Annotated in this window: 23 protein-coding genes and 1 pseudogene; 10 read left to right on the forward strand and 14 right to left on the reverse strand. The window is 60.5% G+C overall.

All coding sequences use genetic code 11. The annotated features are described in order from the left end of the window. Positions 1 to 41: 41 nt before the first annotated feature. On the reverse strand, positions 42 to 1,562 hold the full coding sequence (locus J2X15_RS01160) for a 3-hydroxyacyl-CoA dehydrogenase (protein WP_310338616.1): 1,521 nt from the start codon (positions 1,560 to 1,562) through the stop codon (positions 42 to 44). A 117-nt stretch (positions 1,563 to 1,679) separates the two neighbouring features. On the opposite strand from J2X15_RS01160, the gene J2X15_RS01165 reads away from it, so the two are divergent. Beyond that, positions 1,680 to 3,629, forward strand: a complete 1,950-nt coding sequence (locus tag J2X15_RS01165) for a type IV pilus assembly protein FimV (protein WP_310338617.1) — start codon at positions 1,680 to 1,682, stop codon at positions 3,627 to 3,629. 29 nt (positions 3,630 to 3,658) lie between these two features. Here J2X15_RS01165 and J2X15_RS01170 read toward each other — a convergent pair whose 3' ends face one another. The 3 genes from J2X15_RS01170 to lexA all read right to left on the reverse strand — a co-directional run bounded on the left by J2X15_RS01170 (position 3,659) and on the right by lexA (position 5,758). Further along, complete coding sequence (locus J2X15_RS01170; RefSeq protein WP_310338619.1) at positions 3,659 to 4,666, reverse strand: D-2-hydroxyacid dehydrogenase family protein; 1,008 nt, start codon at positions 4,664 to 4,666, stop codon at positions 3,659 to 3,661. 69 nt (positions 4,667 to 4,735) lie between these two features. After that, positions 4,736 to 5,062: a hypothetical protein gene (locus tag J2X15_RS01175; RefSeq protein WP_310338621.1), complete on the reverse strand. Its 327-nt coding sequence runs from the start codon at positions 5,060 to 5,062 to the stop codon at positions 4,736 to 4,738. A 21-nt stretch (positions 5,063 to 5,083) separates the two neighbouring features. Next, entirely contained in the window at positions 5,084 to 5,758 is a 675-nt protein-coding gene (gene lexA, locus J2X15_RS01180) for a transcriptional repressor LexA (protein WP_310338623.1), read from the reverse strand. 114 nt (positions 5,759 to 5,872) lie between these two features. Between lexA and J2X15_RS01185 the strand changes: the two genes are divergently transcribed. Then, on the forward strand, positions 5,873 to 6,844 hold the full coding sequence (locus J2X15_RS01185) for an asparaginase (protein ID WP_310338625.1): 972 nt from the start codon (positions 5,873 to 5,875) through the stop codon (positions 6,842 to 6,844). 43 nt (positions 6,845 to 6,887) lie between these two features. Here the strand turns inward: J2X15_RS01185 and adk are convergent, their stop codons facing one another. From adk to J2X15_RS01215, 6 genes are all read right to left on the reverse strand, one after another. After that, positions 6,888 to 7,544 carry an adenylate kinase gene (gene adk, locus J2X15_RS01190; protein ID WP_310338627.1) on the reverse strand — a complete coding sequence of 219 codons (657 nt, stop codon included), beginning with the start codon at positions 7,542 to 7,544 and terminating at the stop codon, positions 6,888 to 6,890. A 113-nt stretch (positions 7,545 to 7,657) separates the two neighbouring features. Next, entirely contained in the window at positions 7,658 to 8,434 is a 777-nt protein-coding gene (kdsB, locus tag J2X15_RS01195) for a 3-deoxy-manno-octulosonate cytidylyltransferase (RefSeq protein WP_310338629.1), read from the reverse strand. Positions 8,435 to 8,443: 9 nt separating this feature from the next. Further along, positions 8,444 to 8,626 carry a Trm112 family protein gene (locus tag J2X15_RS01200; RefSeq protein WP_310338631.1) on the reverse strand — a complete coding sequence of 61 codons (183 nt, stop codon included), beginning with the start codon at positions 8,624 to 8,626 and terminating at the stop codon, positions 8,444 to 8,446. After that, positions 8,607 to 9,662: a tetraacyldisaccharide 4'-kinase gene (gene lpxK, locus J2X15_RS01205; RefSeq protein ID WP_310338632.1), complete on the reverse strand. Its 1,056-nt coding sequence runs from the start codon at positions 9,660 to 9,662 to the stop codon at positions 8,607 to 8,609. Before lpxK ends, J2X15_RS01200 begins: the two co-directional genes overlap by 20 nt. 5 nt (positions 9,663 to 9,667) lie before the next feature. After that, complete coding sequence (locus J2X15_RS01210; protein ID WP_310338634.1) at positions 9,668 to 10,096, reverse strand: ExbD/TolR family protein; 429 nt, start codon at positions 10,094 to 10,096, stop codon at positions 9,668 to 9,670. A gap of 25 nt (positions 10,097 to 10,121) precedes the next feature. Further along, positions 10,122 to 10,748 carry a MotA/TolQ/ExbB proton channel family protein gene (locus J2X15_RS01215; protein WP_310338636.1) on the reverse strand — a complete coding sequence of 209 codons (627 nt, stop codon included), beginning with the start codon at positions 10,746 to 10,748 and terminating at the stop codon, positions 10,122 to 10,124. A gap of 287 nt (positions 10,749 to 11,035) precedes the next feature. On the opposite strand from J2X15_RS01215, the gene xseA reads away from it, so the two are divergent. The 3 genes from xseA to J2X15_RS01230 all read left to right on the forward strand — a co-directional run bounded on the left by xseA (position 11,036) and on the right by J2X15_RS01230 (position 15,452). Beyond that, a complete protein-coding gene (xseA, locus tag J2X15_RS01220; RefSeq protein WP_310338639.1) occupies positions 11,036 to 12,343 on the forward strand; it encodes an exodeoxyribonuclease VII large subunit in 1,308 nt (435 codons plus the stop codon). A 44-nt stretch (positions 12,344 to 12,387) separates the two neighbouring features. Beyond that, positions 12,388 to 12,969 carry a superoxide dismutase gene (locus J2X15_RS01225; RefSeq protein ID WP_310338640.1) on the forward strand — a complete coding sequence of 194 codons (582 nt, stop codon included), beginning with the start codon at positions 12,388 to 12,390 and terminating at the stop codon, positions 12,967 to 12,969. A 245-nt stretch (positions 12,970 to 13,214) separates the two neighbouring features. Continuing rightward, the gene (locus J2X15_RS01230) at positions 13,215 to 15,452 is read left to right on the forward strand and encodes an NADP-dependent isocitrate dehydrogenase (protein ID WP_310338641.1); all 2,238 of its coding nucleotides are present in this window, start codon (positions 13,215 to 13,217) and stop codon (positions 15,450 to 15,452) included. A gap of 90 nt (positions 15,453 to 15,542) precedes the next feature. On the opposite strand, the gene J2X15_RS01235 is transcribed toward J2X15_RS01230, so the two are convergent. Further along, the gene (locus tag J2X15_RS01235) at positions 15,543 to 15,989 is read right to left on the reverse strand and encodes a DUF192 domain-containing protein (RefSeq protein WP_310338642.1); all 447 of its coding nucleotides are present in this window, start codon (positions 15,987 to 15,989) and stop codon (positions 15,543 to 15,545) included. A 163-nt stretch (positions 15,990 to 16,152) separates the two neighbouring features. On the opposite strand from J2X15_RS01235, the gene icd reads away from it, so the two are divergent. The 3 genes from icd to clpA all read left to right on the forward strand — a co-directional run bounded on the left by icd (position 16,153) and on the right by clpA (position 20,324). Further along, the gene (gene icd, locus J2X15_RS01240) at positions 16,153 to 17,406 is read left to right on the forward strand and encodes an NADP-dependent isocitrate dehydrogenase (RefSeq protein WP_310338643.1); all 1,254 of its coding nucleotides are present in this window, start codon (positions 16,153 to 16,155) and stop codon (positions 17,404 to 17,406) included. 162 nt (positions 17,407 to 17,568) lie between these two features. Then, on the forward strand, positions 17,569 to 17,922 hold the full coding sequence (clpS, locus tag J2X15_RS01245; RefSeq protein WP_310338644.1) for an ATP-dependent Clp protease adapter ClpS: 354 nt from the start codon (positions 17,569 to 17,571) through the stop codon (positions 17,920 to 17,922). A gap of 80 nt (positions 17,923 to 18,002) precedes the next feature. After that, positions 18,003 to 20,324 (forward strand): ATP-dependent Clp protease ATP-binding subunit ClpA, encoded by a 2,322-nt coding sequence (gene clpA / locus J2X15_RS01250; protein ID WP_310338645.1) that lies wholly within the window; start codon positions 18,003 to 18,005, stop codon positions 20,322 to 20,324. 20 nt (positions 20,325 to 20,344) lie between these two features. Here the strand turns inward: clpA and J2X15_RS01255 are convergent, their stop codons facing one another. Both J2X15_RS01255 and J2X15_RS01260 read right to left on the reverse strand, forming a co-directional pair. After that, on the reverse strand, positions 20,345 to 20,833 hold the full coding sequence (locus tag J2X15_RS01255; protein ID WP_310338648.1) for a DUF1499 domain-containing protein: 489 nt from the start codon (positions 20,831 to 20,833) through the stop codon (positions 20,345 to 20,347). Between the two features lie 28 nt (positions 20,834 to 20,861). Next, a pseudogene (locus tag J2X15_RS01260) lies at positions 20,862 to 20,995 on the reverse strand (Fe(3+) ABC transporter substrate-binding protein); the annotation flags it as partial. A gap of 72 nt (positions 20,996 to 21,067) precedes the next feature. Between J2X15_RS01260 and J2X15_RS01265 the strand changes: the two are divergent. After that, positions 21,068 to 21,961 (forward strand): patatin-like phospholipase family protein, encoded by an 894-nt coding sequence (locus J2X15_RS01265; protein ID WP_310339678.1) that lies wholly within the window; start codon positions 21,068 to 21,070, stop codon positions 21,959 to 21,961. A gap of 43 nt (positions 21,962 to 22,004) precedes the next feature. After that, complete coding sequence (locus J2X15_RS01270; RefSeq protein WP_310338649.1) at positions 22,005 to 22,187, forward strand: hypothetical protein; 183 nt, start codon at positions 22,005 to 22,007, stop codon at positions 22,185 to 22,187. 193 nt (positions 22,188 to 22,380) lie between these two features. Here J2X15_RS01270 and J2X15_RS01275 read toward each other — a convergent pair whose 3' ends face one another. Continuing rightward, positions 22,381 to 22,923: a phasin family protein gene (locus tag J2X15_RS01275; protein WP_310338651.1), complete on the reverse strand. Its 543-nt coding sequence runs from the start codon at positions 22,921 to 22,923 to the stop codon at positions 22,381 to 22,383. Position 22,924: the final 1 nt, after the last annotated feature.

Below are 22,924 nucleotides of genomic sequence, written 5' to 3' on the forward strand. Positions count from 1 at the left end.
CAAGGTACCGGGGGTTGTCACCAGTGCGTCTGGTGCCGTGTCTACTCTTCTTCGTGCAGCAGGCTCAGGCCAATGGCGCCGCGGCGGCGCAGCCACGGGCTGGGGCGGTAGCGTGTGTCGCCATACACGGTTTGCATGTTGAACAGCACTTCCAGCACATTGGTGGGGCCACACAGATTGCCCAGCGCCAACGGGCCCATGGGGTAGCCCAGCCCCAGCGTGACCGCTGTCTCCAGATCTTTCGGGCTGCAAATGCCTTGCTGGCACATGTCGGTGGCGATGTTGACGATGTTGGCCACCACGCGCTGGGTGACAAACCCACCGCTATCGCGCACCACGCTCACGGCCTTGCCATCGCGTGCAAACAGCGCGTGGGCCGCATCGCGCATGTCGGTGCGCGTAGCTGGGTTGGTGGCCAGCACGCGGCGTTTGGTGGTCGCGTCATCCAGCAGCATGTCGATGCCCACCGTGCGCGCCGGGTCCAGTCGCTCCACCACGGCCACGGTGGTGATGTCAAAGCCCAGCGGCGCCACCAACGTCAGCGCGATAGGTGAGGGGGATTGCCCGGTCTCGATCTTCGCGCCCAGGTTCTTCAGCAGCATCAGCAGCTCCATGCGGCGCGATGCACGGGGCGACAGCCACACGGGGGGCATCTCGTCCACCACGGGCACATGTGGTTCCGCAGGTACGGTGGCCTTGTCATCGGTGTAAGAGTAGAAGCCTTCACCGGCCTTGCGGCCCGTCAATCCTCCGGCCAGGCGCTGTGCGGTGATCACGCTGGGGCGGTAGCGTGGTTCCTCGTAGTACTGGTGGTAGATGGACTCCATCACGGGGTGCGACACATCCAGTCCCGTCAGATCCATCAGTTCAAACGGCCCCAGCTTGAAGCCGACCTGGTCGCGCAGAATGCGGTCGATGGTGGCAAAGTCGGCCACGCCTTCGGAGGCAATGCGCAGCGCCTCGGTGCCATAGCCACGGCCTGCGTGGTTGACGATAAAGCCCGGGGTGTCTTGCACCAGCACGGGGGCGTGGCCCAGGTCTTTGGCGTATTGCTGCAGAGCCTGCGCCACGGCGGGGGCTGTCCTGATACCGGGAATGACCTCCACCACTTTCATCAGCGGAACGGGGTTGAAGAAATGAAAGCCTGCCAGTTGCGCTGGCCGCTGCAGCCCAGCAGCCAGCGCGGTGATCGAGAGGGACGAGGTGTTACTGGCCAGTACGGTAGAGGATGCTGTGCACGCCTCCAGTGCTTGCAGCAGCTGGGTTTTTACGTCCAGCCGCTCGACCACAGCTTCCACCACCAACTGGCAGTGCGCCAAGTCTTGCAGTTGGGTGGCTACCTGAATGCGCGCGGTGAACGTGTCGACGTCCTCGGGACGGATACGCTGCTTGGTAGCAAGGATTTGCCATTGCGTGTGCAATTGCTGCCTGGCTGCGTGGGCAGCCTCGGGGTTCAGGTCAAACAGCAGCACGGTGCTGCCGGCCTGTGACGCGATTTGCGCAATACCGCGCCCCATGGCGCCCGCGCCAACAATGCCGATGTGAAGAAAGTGTGGGTTCATGGGGCAATTATCTGGCTGTGACCGCCAAGAAACCCCCTCTGTTGTCGCCCAAACGATAGCTTTAGCCCCCAATGGGATATGCGAGAATTGTTCTTATCAATGAAGCCGGTCTTTAAAGTGAAAACAAGCGTTGCGGGGGTGGTGCTGCTATGCGCCGCAATGGGGAGCAGCGCCTTGACGCTGGGCCGTGCGCGTGGAGCTGCCATCCTGGGCCAGCCGCTGGAACTGACCGTGCCCGTGCAGTTCGCAGCCGACGAAGACAGCACTGGCTTGTGCTTTGAGGCCGATGTTTACTACGGCGAGAACCGGCAAGACTCCAGCCGCGTGACGGTGACGGCTGATACGCCCGGCAGCGGGCAGCCCATAGTGCTGCGAATTGCCTCACGCCTGCCCGTGGACGAGCCTGTGGTGACCCTGTATGTGCGGTCCGCATGCGGGGTAAAGGCCTCTCGAAAATACGTGTTGCTGGCTGACCTAGTGTCGGAGCTGGCGCCCCCTGTGGCTGTGGCTACGCCGATACGGCCCAGTGTGCCTGCCGCTGTGCCGCCCGTAGCGGCCGTTGCGCCCGATGCCAAACCGGCGAATGCGGGCAATGGCTCCAAGTCTGGCAAGGCGGCCACTGCACCCCGCGTGACCACCGAGTCTGCCAAGCTTGGCACACCCGCCGCTTATGCTGCGGTGCCGACCCCCAAGTTGTCTGGTAGTTCCCGCGCTCGCCTGAAGCTGGCCCCGCTGGACCTGTCGCAAGACTGGGACCCGAACCTCAAATCATCCCCAGACCTGATCAGCGCGCCCACGGAAGATGTCGACAAGCGCATGGCCGCCGCGGCGCTGTGGCGTTCGCTGAACCTGACGCCTGAAGAGGTGATGCACGACGCGGCGCGGCTGCAGGGGCTGGAGCAAAACGTGCAAAAGCTCAGTGACCTGACGGCACAAAACCAGCGCCAGATGCAAACGCTGCTGGCACGGCTGGAAAAAGCCGACGCACAAAAATATGCCAACCCCCTGGTCTATGGCCTGGTGGTGGCGCTGCTGGCATTGGCGGGGCTACTGCTGTGGGGCTGGCGCCGTTGGCGCAATGCCGATGCGGGCGCCCCTTGGTGGCGTGGTGATGCTGTTGAGCAGGAGGAACCCGCTTCTGTCCATGAGTCTGCCGCGGTCAGCGTGAATACCGGGCCCCTGCCTGCGACCCAGCAAGAGCCACACAAGCGGCCCGAATTGCGCACCCAGCCACGGGCACCCGTGGTCCAGGCACTGGCCTCGGTCGACATTGATTTGTACCTGGACGATATGTTGCCGTCCGCAGTCGCCCCGATCAGCCGGTCAGGCCCCATGTCGCGCCTACCGGCTAGCGACAGGCCCCCTTCGCGGATGACGGGCCTGCGCGATTTTCATTCCAGCATGTCGGGGAGCTTGCGCTCTATCAACACCCAGGAGGTGTTGGATGTGCGCCAGCAGGCCGAGTTCTTCATGACGCTGGGGCAGTACGACGACGCGATTGCCCTGCTGGAAAACAGCATCCACGACAACGCAGAGTCCAACCCGCTGGTCTACCTGGACCTGCTGAAGGCACTGCACACGCTGAGCCGCAAAGAGGCGTTTGACCGCTACCGGGACGAATTCAACGCTTTGTTCACCGGCCAGGTGCCGGTCTACGCCCAATTCAGCCAGCCTGGCCGGGGCCTGGACGCCTACCCGGAGCTGTGTGGCCACATCGCGTCGCTGTGGCCCAGCAAGGCGGCGCTGGAGTTCATTGAGAAATGCATGGTGCGCGAGGCGAATGCCGCCGCCGTAGTCAATTTCGACCTCGAGGCTTTCCGCGAACTGCTGCTGTTGCATGCGGTGCTTACGCGCTTGTCGGAGGTGTCGGAGAGCGCCATGATGCCGTTCAGCGCGGCCAAAGCTGCCGTGACAGAGGCCTCTGAAACCGATGCGGCCCCCGTGGCAGCGGCGCCCATGGAGGTGGACTTTGAGATATCCGACCTCGAAACGCCAGCGCCACACAACCTGATCGAGTTTGATGCGCCTGACGTATCGGTGACGCCGCCTCCCGACACGCGCCCCTGAAGCAAGCGCAGGTGCCGTAGTGCCACGCTTTAGCGGCGCACTTGCAGGGAGCCGGGGTTGATGATATTGGAGGGCGTGCCCTTGATGAAGTTGACCACGTTGTCAAACGCCGCACCAAAATACATCTCGTAGCTGTCCTGCTCCACATAGCCGATGTGCGGGGTGCAAATGCAGTTTTCCAGGCGCAACAGGGCGTGGCCCTGCAAAATCGGCTCGGTCTCGAACACGTCAATCGCTGCCATGCCCGGGCGCCCACGGTTCAGGCCTCCAATCAGCGCATCGGTCTCAATGAGCTCGGCCCGCGAGGTGTTGACCAGCAAAGAGGTGCTTTTCATGCAGGCCAAATCGGCCGCAGTGACCAAACCTCGTGTGCTGTCGCTCAGGCGCAGGTGCAGGGTGAGTACATCGCTCTCTGAGAAGAACGTCTGTCGGTCGGCCGCGGCGGTATAGCCGTCCTGGGTGGCCTTGTCGCGCGAGGCTTCGCTGCCCCAGACAAGTACCTGCATGCCGAACGCCTTGCCATAGCCCGCAATGAGCTGGCCAATGCGGCCGTAGCCCCAGATGCCCAGAGTTTTGCCTTTGAGCACATTGCCGAGGCCAAAGTTGGCGGGCATGGAACCGGCCTTCAAGCCGGACTGCTGCCAGGCGCCGTGCTTGAGGTTACCGATGTAATGGGGCAGCCTGCGCATGGCGGCCAACACCAAGGCCCAGGTCAGCTCGGCAGGAGCGATGGGTGAGCCCACGCCTTCGGCCACCGCAATGCCACGCTCAGTGCAGGCTTGTACGTCGATATGGGAGCCGGCACGCCCGGTCTGGGCGATCAGCTTCAGTTTGGGAAGTTTTTCGATCAGGGAGCGCGTGATCTGGGTGCGCTCTCTGATCAGCACGATCACATCAGCATCTTTGAGCCGGATCGACAGCTGGCCTATGCCCTTGACGGTGTTGGTGTAAACCTTGGCGGGGTAGGCCTCTAATTTTGCCGAGCATTGGAGTTTGCGTACGGCGTCCTGATAGTCATCCAGAATCACAATGTTCATGCGCCCCATTGTGCCTCGTCGGCAGGGGCATTTTCACTATCCGCCCTTGCTGGAATCGTTGCGCGGTGTTCAGGCGGTTTCGCAGGCTGCGAGGCGGTCCAGCTCGGCGCAGACATCGGCCATGCGGCCCGAGATCACCATGCGGCCCACATCGGAGTGGGGCTGCCCGCTTTCCATGACGCGAACCACGCGCAAAGGCTTGGGTTGGTGCACATTTATGCCTCTAGCCCCCGTAGAGTCTGCGCGAGGCACTACAAAATTAGGAGCAACGCGGCGCTCGGCTGGCCGCGGCGCTGTGTAGCTGGGCAACTGGCGCGAGGGAGCAGGCAACAGCCAGGCCAAGAGTTGGCGCAGGGGGGCCAGAAAGTCGGGTTTCATCACGAGGGTGGTGTTCATTGTGGGGGCTTTCTGTCTGCGTTACATCAACATGGTGTTACGAATCAGGCCGACGGCCAAGCCTTCGATCTCAAAGGGCTCACCGGGCTCGACCACGATGGTTTGGTAATCGGGGTTTTCGGGGTGCAGCTCGATCAGGTGCTTGTTGCGACGAAAGCGCTTCACCGTGACTTCTTCACCCAGGCGGGCCACGACGATCTGCCCATTCTTGGCATCTTTGGTGGCTTGCACGGCTAACAGGTCGCCGTCCATGATGCCGGCGTCGCGCATGGACATGCCACGTACTTTGAGCAGGTAGTCGGGCTGGCGCTGGAACAGACTGTTTTCGACGTAGTAGGTCCGGTCCACATGCTCTTGCGCCAAGATGGGCGAGCCTGCAGCCACACGGCCAATCAGGGGCAAGGCCAGCTGGGCCAAGCCGGGCAGGGGCAGGGCAAACTGCTTCATGCGCGACTCTTGCATGGAGCGCAGCACATCGCCCTTGAGGCGGATGCCGCGAGAGGTGCCGCTGACCAGCTCAATCACGCCCTTTCGGGCCAGTGCCTGCAAATGCTCTTCGGCCGCGTTGGCAGACTTGAAGCCCAGCTCGGTGGCGATTTCCGCCCGCGTGGGGGGAGCGCCGGTGCGCGCGATGGCGCCCTGGATCAGATCCAGAATTTGCTGTTGGCGGGCGGTGAGTTTGGGACTTTCAAGCATACTGACTCCTTCATGTTGGGTCGGTGCTGGCTGTGTGTCTGTACACACTGTTTTCTCATCCAGTAACTGTATTTTTAACCAGTTTTTTGATAAATACAAGTGGGGCGGTGATATATGGGTAAAAAAGTGGTGGTTTTGGGCACGGGCGGCACGATTGCAGGCCGCTCGGAGCGCGGATCGGACAACGTGGGCTACAAGGCCGGACAGGTCGGTGTGCAGTCGCTGTTGCAGGACATTGCCCCTTTGCAAGCCGCCCTACAGGGGCGTGACCTGGTGGCCGAGCAGGTGGCCCAGGTGGACAGTAAGGACATGGGCTTCGCCGTGTGGGCGGCGCTGGCACAGCGCAGCGCCCAGCACCTGCAGGACGATGACGTAGAGGCAGTGTTGATCACCCACGGCACCGACACGCTGGAGGAAACTGCATTTTTTTTGGAGCAGGTGCTGCCACCCGCGTTGCTACAAGCCAAGCCGCTGGTGCTGACCTGCGCCATGCGCCCTGCGTCCGCCCTGACACCCGATGGCCCACAGAACGTGCTGGACGCGGTGGCCGTGGCGCTGGACAGCGCGGCGCGCGGCGTGCTGGTGGTGTGTGCGGGTGCGGTGCACAGCGCGCGCCTGGTGCAGAAGAGCCATACCTACCGCGTGGATGCGTTTGACTCGGGTGACGCCGGGCCGGTGGCCGTGGTGGAAGAAGGGCGGGTACGTTGGTTCGGTGTGCCAGCTGCTGTTGCTCCACCGCGGGCGCTGGATGTACAGGTCCTGGCCAGCGCGGTGTGGCCGCGGGTAGAGATTGTGATGAACTACGTAGGCGCGTCGGGCGCCATCGTGCGTAGCCTGGCCAAGGCGGATGCCACCGTGCCGCCCTTGCGTGGTCTGGTGGTGGCGGGTACCGGTAACGGCACGCTGCATGTGGACCTGGAAGCTGCCTTGCTGGAGGCGCAGCAGCAGGGCGTGCAGGTGGTGCGGGCCAGCCGCTGTGCACGTGGGCAGGTGGTAGCGGGCGAGGCTACCGCCGCCTTGCCGCATTCGCAGGGCCTGCCGCCGGTGAAGGCGCGCATCGCGCTGATGTTGCAACTGATGGCATAAAAAAAGCCGCGGATGCGGCTTTTTTAGAGAGGGTGCGAGGCGCTTACTTGGTCAGCGCTTCAAACACCCGGCTGGTGATCGCATCCACATCGCCCATGCCGCTGATGGCGCGGTACTGGGGAGCCGTGGAGGGGTCTTTTTGGGCCCAGCTGGAGTAGTACTCCACCAGCGGGCGGGTCTGGGCGCTGTACACGTCCAGGCGTTTCTTGACGGTCTCTTCCTGGTCGTCGGGGCGTTGCACCAGAGGTTCGCCGGTCACATCGTCCTTGCCTTCCACCTTGGGTGGGTTGAACTTGACGTGGTAGGTGCGGCCCGAAGCGGGGTGTGAACGGCGGCCGCTCATGCGTTCGATGATGGCGTCAAATGGCACGTCGATTTCCACCACGTAGTCCAGTGCCACACCGGCAGCCTTCATGGCATCGGCCTGGGGAATGGTGCGGGGGAAACCGTCAAACAAAAAGCCCTTGGCGCAATCGGGCTGGGCGATGCGTTCTTTGACCAGGTTGATGATCAGATCGTCGCTGACCAGGCCACCGGATTTCATGACGGCATCGGCCTGCAAGCCCAGTGGCGTGCCAGCCTTCACGGCTGCGCGCAGCATGTCACCGGTCGAAATTTGTGGAATTCCGTACTTTTGACAAATGAAAGTGGCTTGCGTGCCTTTGCCAGCGCCAGGCGCGCCCAACAGAATGAGTCTCATGGATACCCTCGGATAAAAACAAAACTTTTGGCGTTGCGGTTGGCACCGCTTCGGTGCACTTTTTGAACGCGCGTATAGCGTCGGAGAATAGCACGGGCTTCCCCGCAGCCAGCTTACAGCGGTGCCTGTTGTCCTTGAAGGATGGCGCGTACGCGGGCCAGATCTTCGGGGGTGTCTACACCGGGGCCGGGCGCGGCGTCGCTCACATGCACCGCAATGCGGTGGCCATGCCACAGCGCGCGCAGCTGCTCCAGTGCTTCGGTCACCTCAATCGGTGCCTGTGGCAGCAGGGGAAACTGGCGCAGAAAACCCACGCGGTAGGAATAAATGCCAATGTGGCGCAGCGGTGCGAGGGGCGGCAGCGATTGGATGCCCTGGGCAAACCCATCGCGCCACCAGGCAATGGGTGCGCGGCTGAAATACAGGGCTAGCTTGGCCGCGTCCAGCACTACCTTCACCACATTGGGGTTGGTGAAGTCGGCCACCTCGGTGATGGCGTGGGCCGCTGTGCCCATGCTGGCTTGGGGTGTGGCCTGCAGCAGGGCTGCCACGGCGGTCACCAATTCGGGATCGAGTAAGGGCTCGTCGCCCTGCACATTGACCACAATGCCGTCGTCCGGCAGGCCTAGCAGATCACAGGCCTCGGCGAGGCGGTCGCTGCCGGATGGGTGGTCTTCGCGCGTCAGCACGGCGTCGATACCGTGCGCCTGGCAGGCTTGCAAAATGGAGTCGCTGTCGCCAGCTACCACCACACGGGTACCGGGTGGCACGCCTTCGCACACGCGCTGGGCCACGCGCACCACCATGGGCACACCGCCCAAGTCGGCCAGGGGTTTGTTGGGCAGGCGCGAAGAGGCCAGCCGGGCCGGAATCAAAACGGTAAAGCTCATGGCCGGTGCTTACAGGCCGAGTTCGGTGTCGCTGAGTACGCGGGCTTCGTTCTCCAGCAGGATGGGAATGCCATCGCGCACCGGGTAGGCTAGGCGGGCGCTACGCGAAATCAGTTCCTGCTTTTCGCGGTCATAGTCCAGCGGCCCCTTGGTCACGGGGCAAACGAGCAATTCAAGAAGTCTTGTGTCCATGGGGCGATGATAGCGGCGGCGCCAGTGACTGCAGGCACTGGTCCAGGTGGGCGTAGAAGTCGGCGGGCAGGGTTTGCAGCAGCGGAACGGCCAGGGCGCCCGGCACGCTTTGCCATAGCTTTACCGCATCCTTTTCGGTGCAAATAAGCTGGTAGCCCCCGTCAATACTGCGCGAGAAGCTATCAAAATCATAGTGATCTGGTAGCGCCCGGGTTTGGGCGATGGGCATGCCCGCGGCCCGCAGCATGGCGAAGAAGGCCTCCGGCTGGGCGATGCCGGCCACGGCCAGCAGCGGCGCAGCGCCCTGGGCCCGCAAGGTGTGAAGGGGAATCGCCTGGCCCTGGGCGTTCAATGCATGGTCGGCCAGCGCACGCTGGGCTTGCCAGCCCGCCACGGCCGAGGGCCCGGTTTTCAGCACCAGCAGGCGCGCATCCTGTTGCCCTATTGCGGGCAGCGCCTTGCGCGGCCACGGCTCGCGCAGCGGACCCGCGGGCAGCAGCCAGCCATTGCCCACGCCGCGGGCATCGAACACACAGACTTCCAGATCGCGGTACAGGCCGTAGTGCTGCAGGCCGTCGTCGCACACGATTAACTGGGTGGTGGGGTGCCGTGCCAGCAAGGCAGACGCTGCCGCGTGGCGGTCGCGCCCGACAAACACGGGTGCCTGTGTTTTTCTGCGCAGCAGCAGGGGCTCATCACCCACGAGATCTGGGGCGGAGTCGGGCAGTACTTCCTGGCACTGCGTGGAGCTGCCGCCATAGCCCCGTGACACCACACCCACCTGCCAACCCTGCGCCTGCCAATGGGCGACCAGGGCCAGCACCGTGGGGGTTTTGCCCGCACCGCCGGCGATGGCATTGCCTACGACCACGACCGGTACGGGCAGGCGCTGTGCTTTTTTAACGCCCCAGCGGTACAGCGACGAGCGCAAAGCAACCAGTCCTCGGTAGAGCAGTGATACGGGTAAGAGTGCGCACGCCAGCGCGCCGCGGCTGGTCCAAGCCCGCAGCAGGGCTTTTTCCAGGCCCGCGCCCATGGGGCTTATTTGCCGCCCGCTTGGGCGGAAGACTGGGTGGCGAAGGTGATCTGGTTCAGGCCCGCACGGCGCGCCGCTTCCATCACGGTGACCACGGCTTGGTGCTTGGCACTGGCGTCTGCACTGATGATGACCACGGTGTCCTTGCCCGCCTTGGCGTTCTCAGTCAGGGCGATGGCCAGGCTCTCCAAGCTGCGACCGGCCAGCGGGTTGCGGTTCACGGTGTAGGCACCATCGGCGCTGACCAACACGATCAGTTCCTTGGGGTAGTCGCGTTGGGCTTCGGCGTCAGCCACGGGCAGTTTGAGCTGCAGTTCGGTGAACTTGCTGTAGGTGGTGGAGAGCATCAAGAAGATGAGCACCACCAGCAGCACGTCGATGAAGGGGATGAGGTTGATCTCGGGCTCTTCGTGGCGGCGAGGGCGAAAGTTCATGGCGGTCGGGTCCTGCGGCTGCGCGTTACTTGCGCATGGCTTTCAGGTGGCGCGTCAGGTGTTCGGCGGCCAGTTCCAGCGTTAGCAGATACGCGTCCACGCGGCCACGGAAGTAGCGCCAGAAGATCAGCGAAGGAATCGCCACGATCAGGCCAAACGCGGTGTTGTACAGCGCAATCGAAATGCCGTGCGCCAGCTGGGCCGGGTTGCCACCGCTGGCGCCACCTGGTGCTTGTGAACCAAAAATTTCGATCATGCCGACCACGGTGCCAAACAGGCCCATGAGTGGCGCTGCCGAGGCGATGGTGGCCAGCGCGCTCAGGTAGTGTTCCAGGCGCTGCGTGACCACGCGGCCTGCGCCTTCCATGGTGGCGCGCAAGTCGTCGTCTGAGCAATGCGGGTTGCTGTTCACGGCGCGCAGGCCACTGGCCAGCACCTCGCCCAGGGCCGAGTTTTTTTCCAGCTGGGTCACCACGTCGGGCGCGGGCAGGCTGGTGCGGGTCACGCTCAGCACTTCTTCCAACAGCCGGGGCGGCGCTACCTTGGAATCCTTGAGGCTAATGAAACGTTCAATGACGATGGCCAGGGCCAGGATGGAGCATGCAATCAGCGGCCAAATCGGCCAACCAGCGGCTTGTATGATGGAAAACAAAAGGTGAACTCCGCGCAGTTGAAAAGCTGGCCGATTATGGCGTACCGCTGACCACCAACCGCCCACAATTCTTGTGGATAACTTTGTGCAAAAGCCCACCTGCGTGCCGCGCCAAGCCGCGCCAATGCGTGTTTTTGACACATTGATGACAAATGCAGCAGAAAAATACTCAATGAATTCAATGACTTACAACGCAGCTCCGTGCTCCCCACGGGGGTCTGGGGCGTTTCTGGCGCAACTGGGCGGGGTGTGGAGCAGTTGGACTTGCCGCACCATGGAGCCACACCATGCTTGACACCACCGCGGGCGCGCCCAGTGCGCCAGGCAGGCGCGTTTGGCAGGTCGCCGCCCTGTGCCAGGCGCTGGCAGACACGCTGAACGCGCGCTTCAATCCGGTGCGGGTGAGTGGCGAAATTGCCAGCTTCACCCGCGCCACCAGTGGCCACTGTTATTTTTCGCTGAAAGACCCCAACGCCCAGCTGCGCTGCGCCATGTTCAAGCGTGCCGCCAGCCAGCTGGACTTTCAGCCCCGCGAAGGCGAGCTGGTAGAGGTGACAGGGCGGCTGGACGTTTATGGCCCGCGCGGTGATTTGCAACTGATTGTGGAAAGCATGAGCCGCCAGGGCCAGGGCAATCTGTTTGAGCAGTTCATGCGGCTCAAGGCGCAGTTGGAAGCCCAGGGCCTGTTTGATGCGGCCCGAAAGCGGCCACTGCCCGCCATGCCACAGCGCGTGGGCGTGGTCACTTCGCTGGGAGCTGCAGCCTTGCACGACGTGGTGACCGCACTGCGTCGGCGTGCCCCTCATTTGCCGGTGTTGCTGGCACCCGCGGCGGTACAAGGCGCTGCGGCGCCCGCCGAGCTGGTGCGTGCGCTGGAGTCTTTGTACGACTATGTGGACCCGCAGGGGCGGGGTGTAGATGTGATCTTGCTGGTGCGCGGCGGGGGCTCGATGGAAGACCTGTGGTCCTTCAACGACGAGCAACTGGCCCACGCCATTGCGCGCAGCCCGGTACCCGTGGTGGTGGGGGTCGGGCATGAGACCGACTTCACCATTGCCGACTTTGTGGCCGACCTGCGTGCACCAACCCCCACGGCGGCGGCGGAAATGGTGTGCCCCCCAACCCAGGCGCTGGAAAGCTTGCTGGACCAGGCACAGGACAGCATGCAGGCGGCGCTGGAGCGCTATGCCGACCGGCAGGCGCAGCGGCTGGACGTGGTGACTTCGCGCCTGGGCCGCCCCTCGTCATTGGTAGCCCAGCGCCAGGCGGCCCTGGTGGCCGCCCACCAGCGCATGCGCCAGGCTCTGCGCAGCGACTTGCAGTGGAAGCAGTCGCAGTGGATGCAACAGCAGCAGCACTGGCAGCCCACGGCGCAGCGCGCACTGCGCACGCTGCAGGAGCGCACCGCCCGGGCCGATTTACGCCTAGGCTTGCTGGACCCCACCCTGGTTCTGCGCCGCGGTTACGCCTGGTTGCAAGATGCCCAGGGCAATGCGGTAACGTCGGTGACGCAGGCGCAGGTGGGTGACGCGCTGCGTGCATCCCTCGTCGACGGTACGGTTGATCTCCGCGTTGTCGATTCGTCGCCCAATTAGTTTCTACAATTCACGTTTACCCACCCACCAACCAAGAGGATTTCATGGAACATACCTTGCCCGCTTTGCCTTACGCGATTGACGCCCTGGCTCCCGCCTACTCCAAAGAGACATTGGAGTTCCACCATGGCAAGCACCACAACGCCTATGTGGTCAACCTCAACAACCTGCAAAAGGGCACTGAGTTTGAAAGCATGTCCCTGGAAGAAATCATCAAAAAGTCCAGCGGCGGCATTTACAACAACTCCGCCCAAATCTGGAATCACACCTTCTTCTGGAACTGCATGAAGCCCGCTGGTGGTGGTGAGCCTACCGGTGCGTTGGCGACTGCCATCAACGCGAAATGGGGCAGCTATGCTGCGTTCAAGGAAGCCTTCGTGAAGTCTGCTGTGGGCAACTTCGGCTCCGGCTGGACCTGGCTGGTGAAGAAGCCTGATGGCTCGGTGGACATCGTCAACACCGGCGCTGCTGGTACTCCCCTGACCACCGCTGACAAAGCCTTGTTGACTGTGGACGTGTGGGAACACGCTTACTACATCGACTACCGCAATATGCGTCCCAAGTTTGTGGAGACCTTCTTGGACAAGCTGGTGAACTGGAGCTTTGCTGAAGGCAACTTCGCCTGAGGCTGGTTCATTCCTGTAAAAAGGGCTCGAGGGGTAACCTTCGGGCCTTTTTTATTGGCGGACTGAAGCCTGTGCGCAAAAAAAATTTCCTCCAATGGTTTTAAATTTCATTTAATGAAATTTCATTGCAAAAAAGTGGGTTGGGGTCAGACCGCTGAAAGCACAATCACGCACTATCCGACGACTACAGCCTGCGACCCCAGCAGGCAGGCGGCATTTGCCCTATCAATTTTTGGAGACAAAAGATGACTACCCAGCAACCCACCATCATTTACACGCTGACCGACGAGGCCCCGCGCTTGGCCACGGCTTCTTTCCTGCCCATCATTCGCGCCTTTGCGGCGCCCGCAGGTGTCAATTTTGCGGAGGCCGACATTTCGGTGGCTGCACGTGTTCTGGGTGAGTTTCCGGAAAGCCTAACGGAGAGCCAAAAGCTGCCGAACACCCTAGCCGAGCTGGGCAAGAGGACTCTGAGCGCGGATGCCAACATCATCAAGCTGCCCAACATCAGCGCCTCGGTGGGCCAGTTGCAGGCGTGTATCAAGGAACTGCAGTCCAAGGGCTACGCGATACCGGACTACCCCGAAGCGCCCCAGACCGAAGAAGAGAAGTCCATTCGCGCCCGATACGCCCGCTGCATCGGCTCCGCCGTGAACCCCGTGCTGCGCGAAGGCAACTCGGATCGCCGCGCCCCGAAGGCCGTGAAGGAATACGCCCGCAAGAACCCGCACAGCATGGCCGAGTGGAGCCAGGCCTCGCGTTCGCACGTGTCGCACATGCATGCTGGTGACTTTTACCACGGTGAAAAGTCCATCACGCTGGACCGCGCCCGTGACGTCAAGATGGAATTGCTTACCAAGAGCGGCAAGACCATTGTGCTCAAACCCAAGGTGTCGCTGCTGGACCGCGAAGTCATCGACAGCATGTTCATGAGCAAGAAAGCCTTGCTGGAGTTCTACGAAAAGGAAATCGAAGACGCACGCAAGACCGGCGTGATGTTCTCGTTGCACGTCAAGGCCACCATGATGAAGGTCTCGCACCCTATCGTGTTTGGCCACTGCGTCAAGATCTTCTACAAGGAAGCGTTTGAAAAACACGGTGCCCTGTTCAAGGAACTGGGCGTTAATGTCAATAACGGTATGGCGGATTTGTACACCAAGATCGCCACCTTGCCGCAAAGCAAGCAGGACGAGATCAAGCGCGACCTGCACGCCTGCCATGAGCACCGCCCCGAGCTGGCCATGGTGGACTCCGCCAAGGGCATCACCAATTTCCACTCGCCCAACGACATCATTGTGGACGCGTCCATGCCCGCGATGATTCGCAACGGCGGCAAGATGTGGGATGCCAATGGCCGCCTGAAGGACGTGAAGGCCGTGATGCCGGAGTCGACCTTTGCCCGTATCTACCAGGAAATTATCAATTTCTGCAAATGGCACGGCGCCTTTGATCCCAAGACCATGGGCACCGTACCCAACGTGGGCCTGATGGCCCAGCAGGCCGAAGAGTACGGCTCGCACGACAAGACGTTTGAGATCGCCGAAGACGGCGTCGCCAACATCACCGATCTGGCCACTGGCGAAGTGCTGTTGAGCCAGAACGTGGAGCAAGGCGACATCTGGCGCATGTGCCAGGTCAAGGACGCCGCGATCCGTGACTGGGTCAAGCTGGCCGTCAACCGCGCACGCAACTCCGGCATGCCCGTGGTGTTCTGGCTGGATGCCTACCGCCCGCACGAAGCGCAGCTGATCACCAAGGTGAAGATGTACCTGCATGAGCACGACACCACCGGTCTGGACATCCAGATCATGAGCCAGGTGCGCGCCATGCGCTATACGCTGGAGCGCGTCATCCGCGGCCAAGACACCATCAGTGCCACCGGCAACATCCTGCGTGACTACCTGACTGACCTGTTCCCGATTATGGAACTGGGTACCTCGGCCAAGATGCTGTCCATCGTGCCTTTGATGGCGGGTGGCGGCATGTACGAAACGGGTGCTGGCGGCTCTGCGCCCAAGCATGTGCAGCAGCTGGTGGAAGAGAACCACCTGCGTTGGGATTCGCTGGGCGAGTTCCTGGCACTGGCGGTATCACTGGAAGACCTGGGCTTGAAAACTGGCAATGCCAAGGCCAAGGTGCTGTCGAAGACGCTGGACGCGGCTACGGGCAAATTGTTGGACAACAACAAGAACCCTTCGCCCAAGACCGGCCAGCTCGACAACCGTGGTAGCCAGTTCTACCTAGCCCTGTACTGGGCCCAGGAGCTCGCAGCGCAAACCGACGATGCGGCACTGGCCAAGCAGTTTGCGTCGCTCGCCAAGCAATTGGCAGACAACGAGCAAACCATCGTGGCCGAACTGGCTGCCGTGCAGGGCCAGCCCGCCGACATTGGTGGTTATTACCTGCCCGATGTGGCCAAGCTGGATGCGATCATGCGCCCCAGCGCAACGCTGAACAAGGCGCTGGCTTCTGTGAAGGCTTGAGGAGTTTCGCAGGCCAAGTGCCTGCGTCCAAACGCTTAAAGGCGATCCGGACTGCTGTCCGGATCGCCTTTATTCATGGGGAAATGAAGCTTATTTAAACGGTACGCCGCCCAACTTGCTACCGGCCTTGATGCCACGCTTGGCAAACCAACCCTGATTCATTTCCAGCACGTAGCGCACGGGCTTCATCGCGCAGTGGGTGTCCGTGGTCTGGGGTTTCATGTCCGCCAGGTTCACGATGGTGCCGTCGTCAGCGATAAAGGCCGCGGTCAGTGGCAGCACCGTGTTCTTCATCCAGAAGCACAAACCAGACGGCTGCTCGAAGACGAATAGCATGCCTTCCTGCTGGGGCATCTCGCGGCGAAACATCAGGCCGGTCGTGCGTTGTTCAGGCGCCTGCGCGACCTGTGCATCGATTTGGTAGATACCGGCCGTGATCTGGACACGCGGCAAATTGAGCTGAGGACTGTCTTGCGCCAGGACAGGGCCTGCCAGCAACAGAACGAGCGGAATGAGGTAGTTGACTAAGGGTTTCATGCGTTGTGCGGCTGTCAGTAGGGGGTGTCCAATACTGAGGGGATTGTCTGTCATCCATGTAAAGGACAGGTTTGAATTTACAACTAAAATTGTTTGGCTAACGCTTAGGCCTCCCAGAAGTGGGGCCTGTAGTTCATTGTCATCGCACCGCACACGGAGTTCTATGTACCAGCACATCAAGGTGCCCGCCGAAGGCCAAAAAATCACTGTCAATGCCGACATGACACTGAATGTGCCCGACCAGCCCATCATTCCTTTCATCGAAGGTGACGGTACAGGATTGGACATCACGCCGGTGATGCTCAAGGTGGTGGATGCGGCCGTGGCGAAGGCCTATGGCGGTAAACGCAAGATCCAGTGGATGGAGGTCTATGCAGGCGAGAAATCCACCAAGATTTATGGCCCCGATGTGTGGTTGCCCCAAGAGACGCTGGATGTGGTGCGCGACTACGTGGTGTCCATCAAAGGACCATTGACCACGCCGGTGGGGGGCGGTATCCGCTCGCTCAACGTAGCGTTGCGCCAGGAGCTGGACCTGTATGTGTGCCTGCGCCCGATCCAATACTTCAAGGGCGTTCCCAGCCCGCTGAAGGAGCCCGAGAAGACCAATATGGTCATCTTCCGCGAAAACTCGGAAGACATCTATGCTGGCATTGAGTTCGAGGCCGAGTCTGACAAGGCCAAGAAGCTGATCAAGTTCCTTCAGGATGAGTTCGGCGTCAAGAAGATCCGCTTCCCCAATACGTCGGGCATCGGCATCAAACCGGTGTCTCGCGAGGGTACCGAGCGTCTGGTGCGCAAGGCCATCCAGTACGCGATTGATAACGACAAGCCCAACGTGACCATTGTTCACAAGGGCAACATCATGAAGTTCACCGAAGGCGGCTTCCGTGATTGGGCGTATGCGCTGGCACAAAAAGAGTTTGGTGCCGAGCTGATTGATGGTGGTCCCTGGTGCAAGTTCAAGAGCCCCAAGACCGGCAAGGACATCACGATCAAAGACAGCATCGCCGACGCCTTCCTGCAGCAAATCTTGCTGCGTCCTGCGGAGTACAGCGTGGTGGCCACGCTGAATCTGAACGGTGACTACATCTCTGACGCGCTGGCGGCGCAGGTCGGGGGCATTGGTATTGCCCCGGGCGCCAACCTGTCTGACACCGTGGCCATGTTCGAAGCCACGCACGGCACAGCCCCCAAATACGCCGGCAAGGACTATGTCAACCCCGGTTCCGAAATCCTGTCCGCCGAAATGATGTTGCGCCACATGGGCTGGAAGGAAGCCGCGGACCTGATTATCCGTTCCATCGAAAAATCCATCGCCAGCAAGAAAGTGACTTACGACTTTGCCCGTCTGATGGATGGTGCCAATCAGGTGAGCTGCTCCGGTTTCGGTCAGGTCATGATCGACAATATGTGATTGGAGGTCGTGCTGCCCCTGTGCAGCCGCCCTAATCCCATGAAACCGCTGCGGCGCATTGGCATCGCAGCGGTTTTTTCTTCTGTTGCTTGAAATCGGTGTAACCGCCTCCAAGTCATCTTCAACGAGCAAGGCGGTCTGGTGCTCTATAGAATCTTTTGCATGGCTACCAACAACCCTTCCAAACCGGTTATTTCAACCCCACCCGCAGACGGCGCCGGCTCCGTGGTTTTGGAGCGGTTGACGCAGCGCGTGCAGCCGCCTTCGATGTACCAGGTCGTCATGCTTAACGACGATTACACCCCGATGGAGTTTGTGGTGGTGGTGCTTCAGGAGTTTTTCAGCAAGGATTTGGAGGCAGCGACGCAAATCATGCTGAAGATCCATCTGGACGGCCGTGGAGTTTGCGGGGTGTATTCCAAAGATATTGCCGCTACCAAGGTCGATCAGGTGCTGGAAGCGGCGCACAAGGCAGGGCATCCCCTCCAATGTGTGTGCGAGCCGGTCGATTTGTAGGGTATTAAGCTTTTAAGACCAAACGACAGCCCAAAACGGATTACAGTTATTCAACACAGCAAGGCGAAAAAGGAATTCACATGATTGCCCAAGAATTGGAAGTCAGCCTGCACATGGCGTTTGTGGAAGCGCGGCAGCAACGACATGAGTTCATCACCGTAGAGCACTTGCTGCTGGCTCTGCTGGACAACCCCAGCGCCGCCGAAGTATTGCGCGCCTGCGCGGCCAACATCGATGACCTGCGCAAGTCACTCAGCAACTTCATCAAGGACAATACGCCGCAGGTGGCAGGTACCGACGAGGTGGACACGCAGCCCACGCTGGGTTTCCAGCGCGTGATTCAGCGTGCCATCATGCATGTGCAATCTACCGGTAGTGGCAAAAAAGAAGTGACCGGTGCCAATGTGCTGGTCGCCATCTTTGGTGAAAAAGATTCGCACGCGGTGTACTACCTCCACCAACAGGGTGTGACCCGCTTGGACGTGGTGAACTTCATTGCCCATGGCATCAAGAAAAGCGACCCCCCTGAGGCCACCAAGTCCAGTGAAAACCCAGCAGAAGCGGAAGAGGGCGGCTCTGAGAAGAACGAGAAGGCTTCTCCGCTGGAGCAGTACACCCAAAACCTGAACCAGCTCGCCAAGGAAGGCAAGATCGATCCGCTGATCGGCCGCGAGTACGAGGTGGAGCGGGTGATCCAGATCCTGTGCCGCCGTCGCAAGAACAACCCGCTGTTGGTGGGTGAGGCGGGTGTTGGCAAGACGGCCATTGCCGAGGGTTTGGCATGGCGCATTTCGCAGAATGACGTGCCTGAAATCTTGGCCGATTCAGTGGTCTATTCTCTGGACATGGGCGCGTTGTTGGCGGGTACCAAGTACCGGGGCGATTTTGAACAACGCCTGAAGGGCGTTCTCAAGGCGCTCAAGGACCGGCCCAATGCGGTGCTGTTCATTGATGAAATTCACACGCTGATTGGCGCGGGTGCAGCATCTGGCGGCACATTGGATGCGTCCAATCTGCTCAAGCCCAGCCTGAGTTCGGGTCAGCTCAAGTGCATTGGTGCAACCACGTTCACCGAGTACCGCGGCATTTTTGAGAAAGATGCTGCTCTCTCTCGCCGCTTCCAAAAAGTGGATGTGGTGGAGCCAACCATTGACCAGACCGTGGAAATTCTCAAGGGTTTGAAGTCGCGCTTTGAAGAGCATCACAACGTGAAGTACGCCGTAGCAGCCCTGCAAGCTGCAGCGGAGTTGAGCGCCAAGTACATCAACGATCGCCACCTGCCGGACAAGGCCATTGATGTGATCGATGAGGCAGGTGCAGCTCAACGCATTTTGGCTCCAAGCAAGCGCAAGAAGACCATCACCAAGACAGAGGTGGAAGACATCGTGGCAAAGATTGCACGTATTCCCCCGGCCAATGTGTCGAATGACGACCGCGGCAAGTTGAAAACGCTGGAGCGCGATCTCAAGAGTGTGGTGTTCGGCCAAGACAAGGCATTAGACATCTTGGCTTCTGCGGTCAAGATGGCGCGCTCTGGCTTGGGCAAGGGCGACAAACCGATTGGCTCTTTCTTGTTCAGCGGTCCCACGGGTGTTGGCAAGACCGAGGCTGCCAAGCAGCTGGCTTACATCATGGGCGTGGAGCTGATTCGCTTTGACATGAGCGAATACATGGAGCGCCATGCGGTAAGTCGCCTGATTGGTGCACCTCCAGGCTATGTCGGGTTTGATCAAGGTGGCTTGCTGACCGAAGCTGTGACCAAGAAGCCGCATGCCGTGCTACTGCTGGACGAAATTGAAAAAGCCCACCCGGACATTTTCAATGTGCTGCTGCAGGTCATGGACCATGGCTCGTTGACGGACAACAATGGTCGCAAGGCAGACTTCCGCAACATCATCGTCATCATGACAACGAATGCGGGCGCCGAAACCATGAACAAGGCGACCATCGGCTTCACCAACCCGCGCGAAGCGGGTGATGAAATGATGGATATCAAGCGTCTGTTCACGCCAGAGTTCCGCAACCGCCTGGATGCCATCGTCGGCTTCAAGGCGCTGGATGAAGTGGTGATCCTGCGCGTGGTGGACAAGTTCTTGCTGCAGCTGGAAACCCAGTTGGCTGAGAAGAAAGTCGATGTGACCTTCACCGACAAGCTGCGCAAGCACTTGGCGAAGAAGGGCTTCGATCCTCTCATGGGTGCACGCCCCATGCAGCGTCTGATCCAGGACACGATCCGCCGGGCACTGGCCGACGAGTTGCTGTTTGGTCGCTTGGTGGACGGTGGTCGCTTGACGGTGGATATCGACGATCAGGAAGACGGCAAGGCCGAGGTCACGCTGGATATCCAGCCACTGCCGAAGAAAGAGGGCAAGTCCAAGTCGGAAGAAGCGACTGCGGGCTAAGCCCAGCAGAGCATTCGGTCTCAGTTCTGCATGAACTGAGACCGAATGGCTTCCACCTGGTTGCGGTTAACGCCCCAATCGCCGCGTCCAATGCGGCTTGCGGAACGCACGTGAATCACCTTCGCGGTGTCGTCTAGCCAAAACTCTACATCATCAGTAAATCGCAGCCAGCGGGTGCTGCTTTGCGCATACAGATAATGGTCTGTGGCGGTAACCAACACGGTGCCCGCCGTATTCTTCAAAATGCTGGCGAGCTTGGCCATGGCCGCTGTGCCATCACCCTGGTATGCCAATGGTGCAATGCTGGCGTAGCCAAGCTGCGGATGATCGGGGTACAGACTGGCCTGGCTGCTGACGCTGTTAGGCGCTAAAGAGGGCGGCTTGAGCCGGCCGGCTTTCACTCCCAGATCGCCAGGGGCGGTACCCGCCAGAAACCCCAACTGTCCCGCTGCCAACAGCAGCACGGTAAACACGGACAGGGCAATCGCAAACGAGCGTAGGGTTTTCATAGCCCCATCCTAGTATTTGCATCCCCCGCAGTCCATCGGTTTCTCCTTTCCATAGTCGACCAGCTCGACCAGCAAGATAATGTGGGCTGGCGACGCAGCTCCATCCGTTTTCAGGCGGGCCAAAATTCCGGCCTCATCAGAGTCCACGTGGTTCAAGCGCAAGTCATTTTTAACGAAACAGGGGCATTCATAGTGAAGTGGGATAGTGTTTGGGGTTGGTCGGCCGTGATAGGCATGGCGGTGGTGTTGGCGGGATGTGCTTCTGCACCTTTGGTGGAAAAGAGTCCGGTGCCCGTGGTCATCGTGCCTTCGGTGGGGGACGTGCCCCCTATAGTGGCAACCAAGCTGCCACCGCGGATCGGTCTGGCCTTGGGCGGTGGTGCGGCCCGCGGCTTTGCCCATGTGGGGGTGATTCAGGTCCTGGAAGAAAACGGCATTCGCCCAGTGCTGGTAACCGGCACATCCGCTGGCAGCCTGGTGGCAGCCATCTATGCCAGTGGCAAGACCGGTGCTCAACTCCAGCGTGTGGCGGAGACCATGGAGGAGGCCGCGATTACCGACTGGACCTTGCCCATCTTCAGCCGCGGCATGTTGCGCGGTGAGGCGCTGGCCCGGTACGTGAACAGCCAAGTGGGCTCGCGTTTGATCGAGGATTTACCCATGCCTCTGGGCATTGTGGCCACCGACCTCAACACCGGCAAAGACATGGTGTTTCAACGCGGTGATACCGGCACAGCCGTGCGTGCCTCCAGCGCCGTGCCTGCCGTGTTCCAGCCGGTGCGAATTTCTGGGCATGACTATGTAGACGGCGGGCTGGTGTCGCCGGTGCCCGTGCGGGCGGCGCGCAAAATGGGGGCAGAACTGGTGATTGCCGTGGATATTTCCAGCATGCCCGAAGGCAGCCTCACGGGAGGAACGCTGGAAATCCTGCTCCAGACCTTTTCCATCATGGGCAAGAGCATCAATAACTTTGAATTGCGCGATGCTGATATCGTGGTGCGCCCCGCGCTCATGGGTGTCAGCAGCGCCGATTTTGGTGCCCGAAAACGCTCGATCGAGGCAGGGCGCCAGGCCATGCTGCGGCTCATACCGGATCTGAAGGCGGCTATAGCAGCGCGCATGCGCTGAGTTGTTGCCCAGCCATTAAAAGAAATTAATCGAAGGAGTATTCGTGTCCACCATCCTCGTCATTGTTATTGTGCTTTTAGTCGCCGTGTTTGGAGGCGTTGCGTGGTGGAAGCTGTTCAACACTCCCGACGGAGAGCGCTATTTGAAGATGCGCACCCAGGGACCGTTTGCTCCGATTCATTCGGATGGCACCGATCCAGCGCAGGCCGACGATAAGGCAATCTGATTGGCCAAAAAAAAGGCCCCGTTTTGCAACGAGGCCTTGAAGGGATCCCTGAACCTGAAGGTTTCGAAAGGACCCGAGGAGACAACCGGTGGAAACAAACTTTGTTTCCGTTAACTAAATTATCTCAGGGTTTTCCCTTGGTAGCTAGGGAAAAGGCTCAAATTCTTAAAAAATCTTTGAGCCCTTACCTGAATTAACGCTTTTTAGCAGCAGCCTTGGTGGCGTTGGTCGCAGTGGCGGCCACAGCGTTGAAGTTGGCTTCGGCAACATCAGTCGCTTGCTTCACAGCCTTTTGCACGGATTCCAGAGCGTTGTTGGCAGCAGCCACCGAACTCTTCAGGATCGCCACAGCGGCTTCGGATCCGGCGGGTGCGTTCTTGGCAGCGCTGTCGACCAGGCCGGCAAATTTCTTTTGGGCTTCAGCAGCTTGGCCTTCCACAGTCTTGGTCAGCTCGGCGCTGGCGCCGGAAGCGATGTCGTACAGGTGGCGGCTGTAAGCGGCAGTCTTTTCAGCCAAAGGCTGCAGCAGGCCGGATTGCAGGGCCAACAGTTCTTGGGCGTCTTTCACGCTCAGGATGGACTGGGTGTGGCCAGCGACTTCAGACAGGGCTGCCTTGGAAGCGGTCAGGTTCAGTTCAACGATTTTTTCCACGCCTTCGAAGGCCTTGTTGGTCAAGCCAAACAGGGTTTCGATATTGGCTTTGTGGGATGCGATTACTTGTTCAACGGTCAGCATG

This window comes from Rhodoferax saidenbachensis (genome assembly GCF_031457975.1).
Lineage (GTDB): Bacteria > Pseudomonadota > Gammaproteobacteria > Burkholderiales > Burkholderiaceae_C > Allorhodoferax > Allorhodoferax saidenbachensis_A.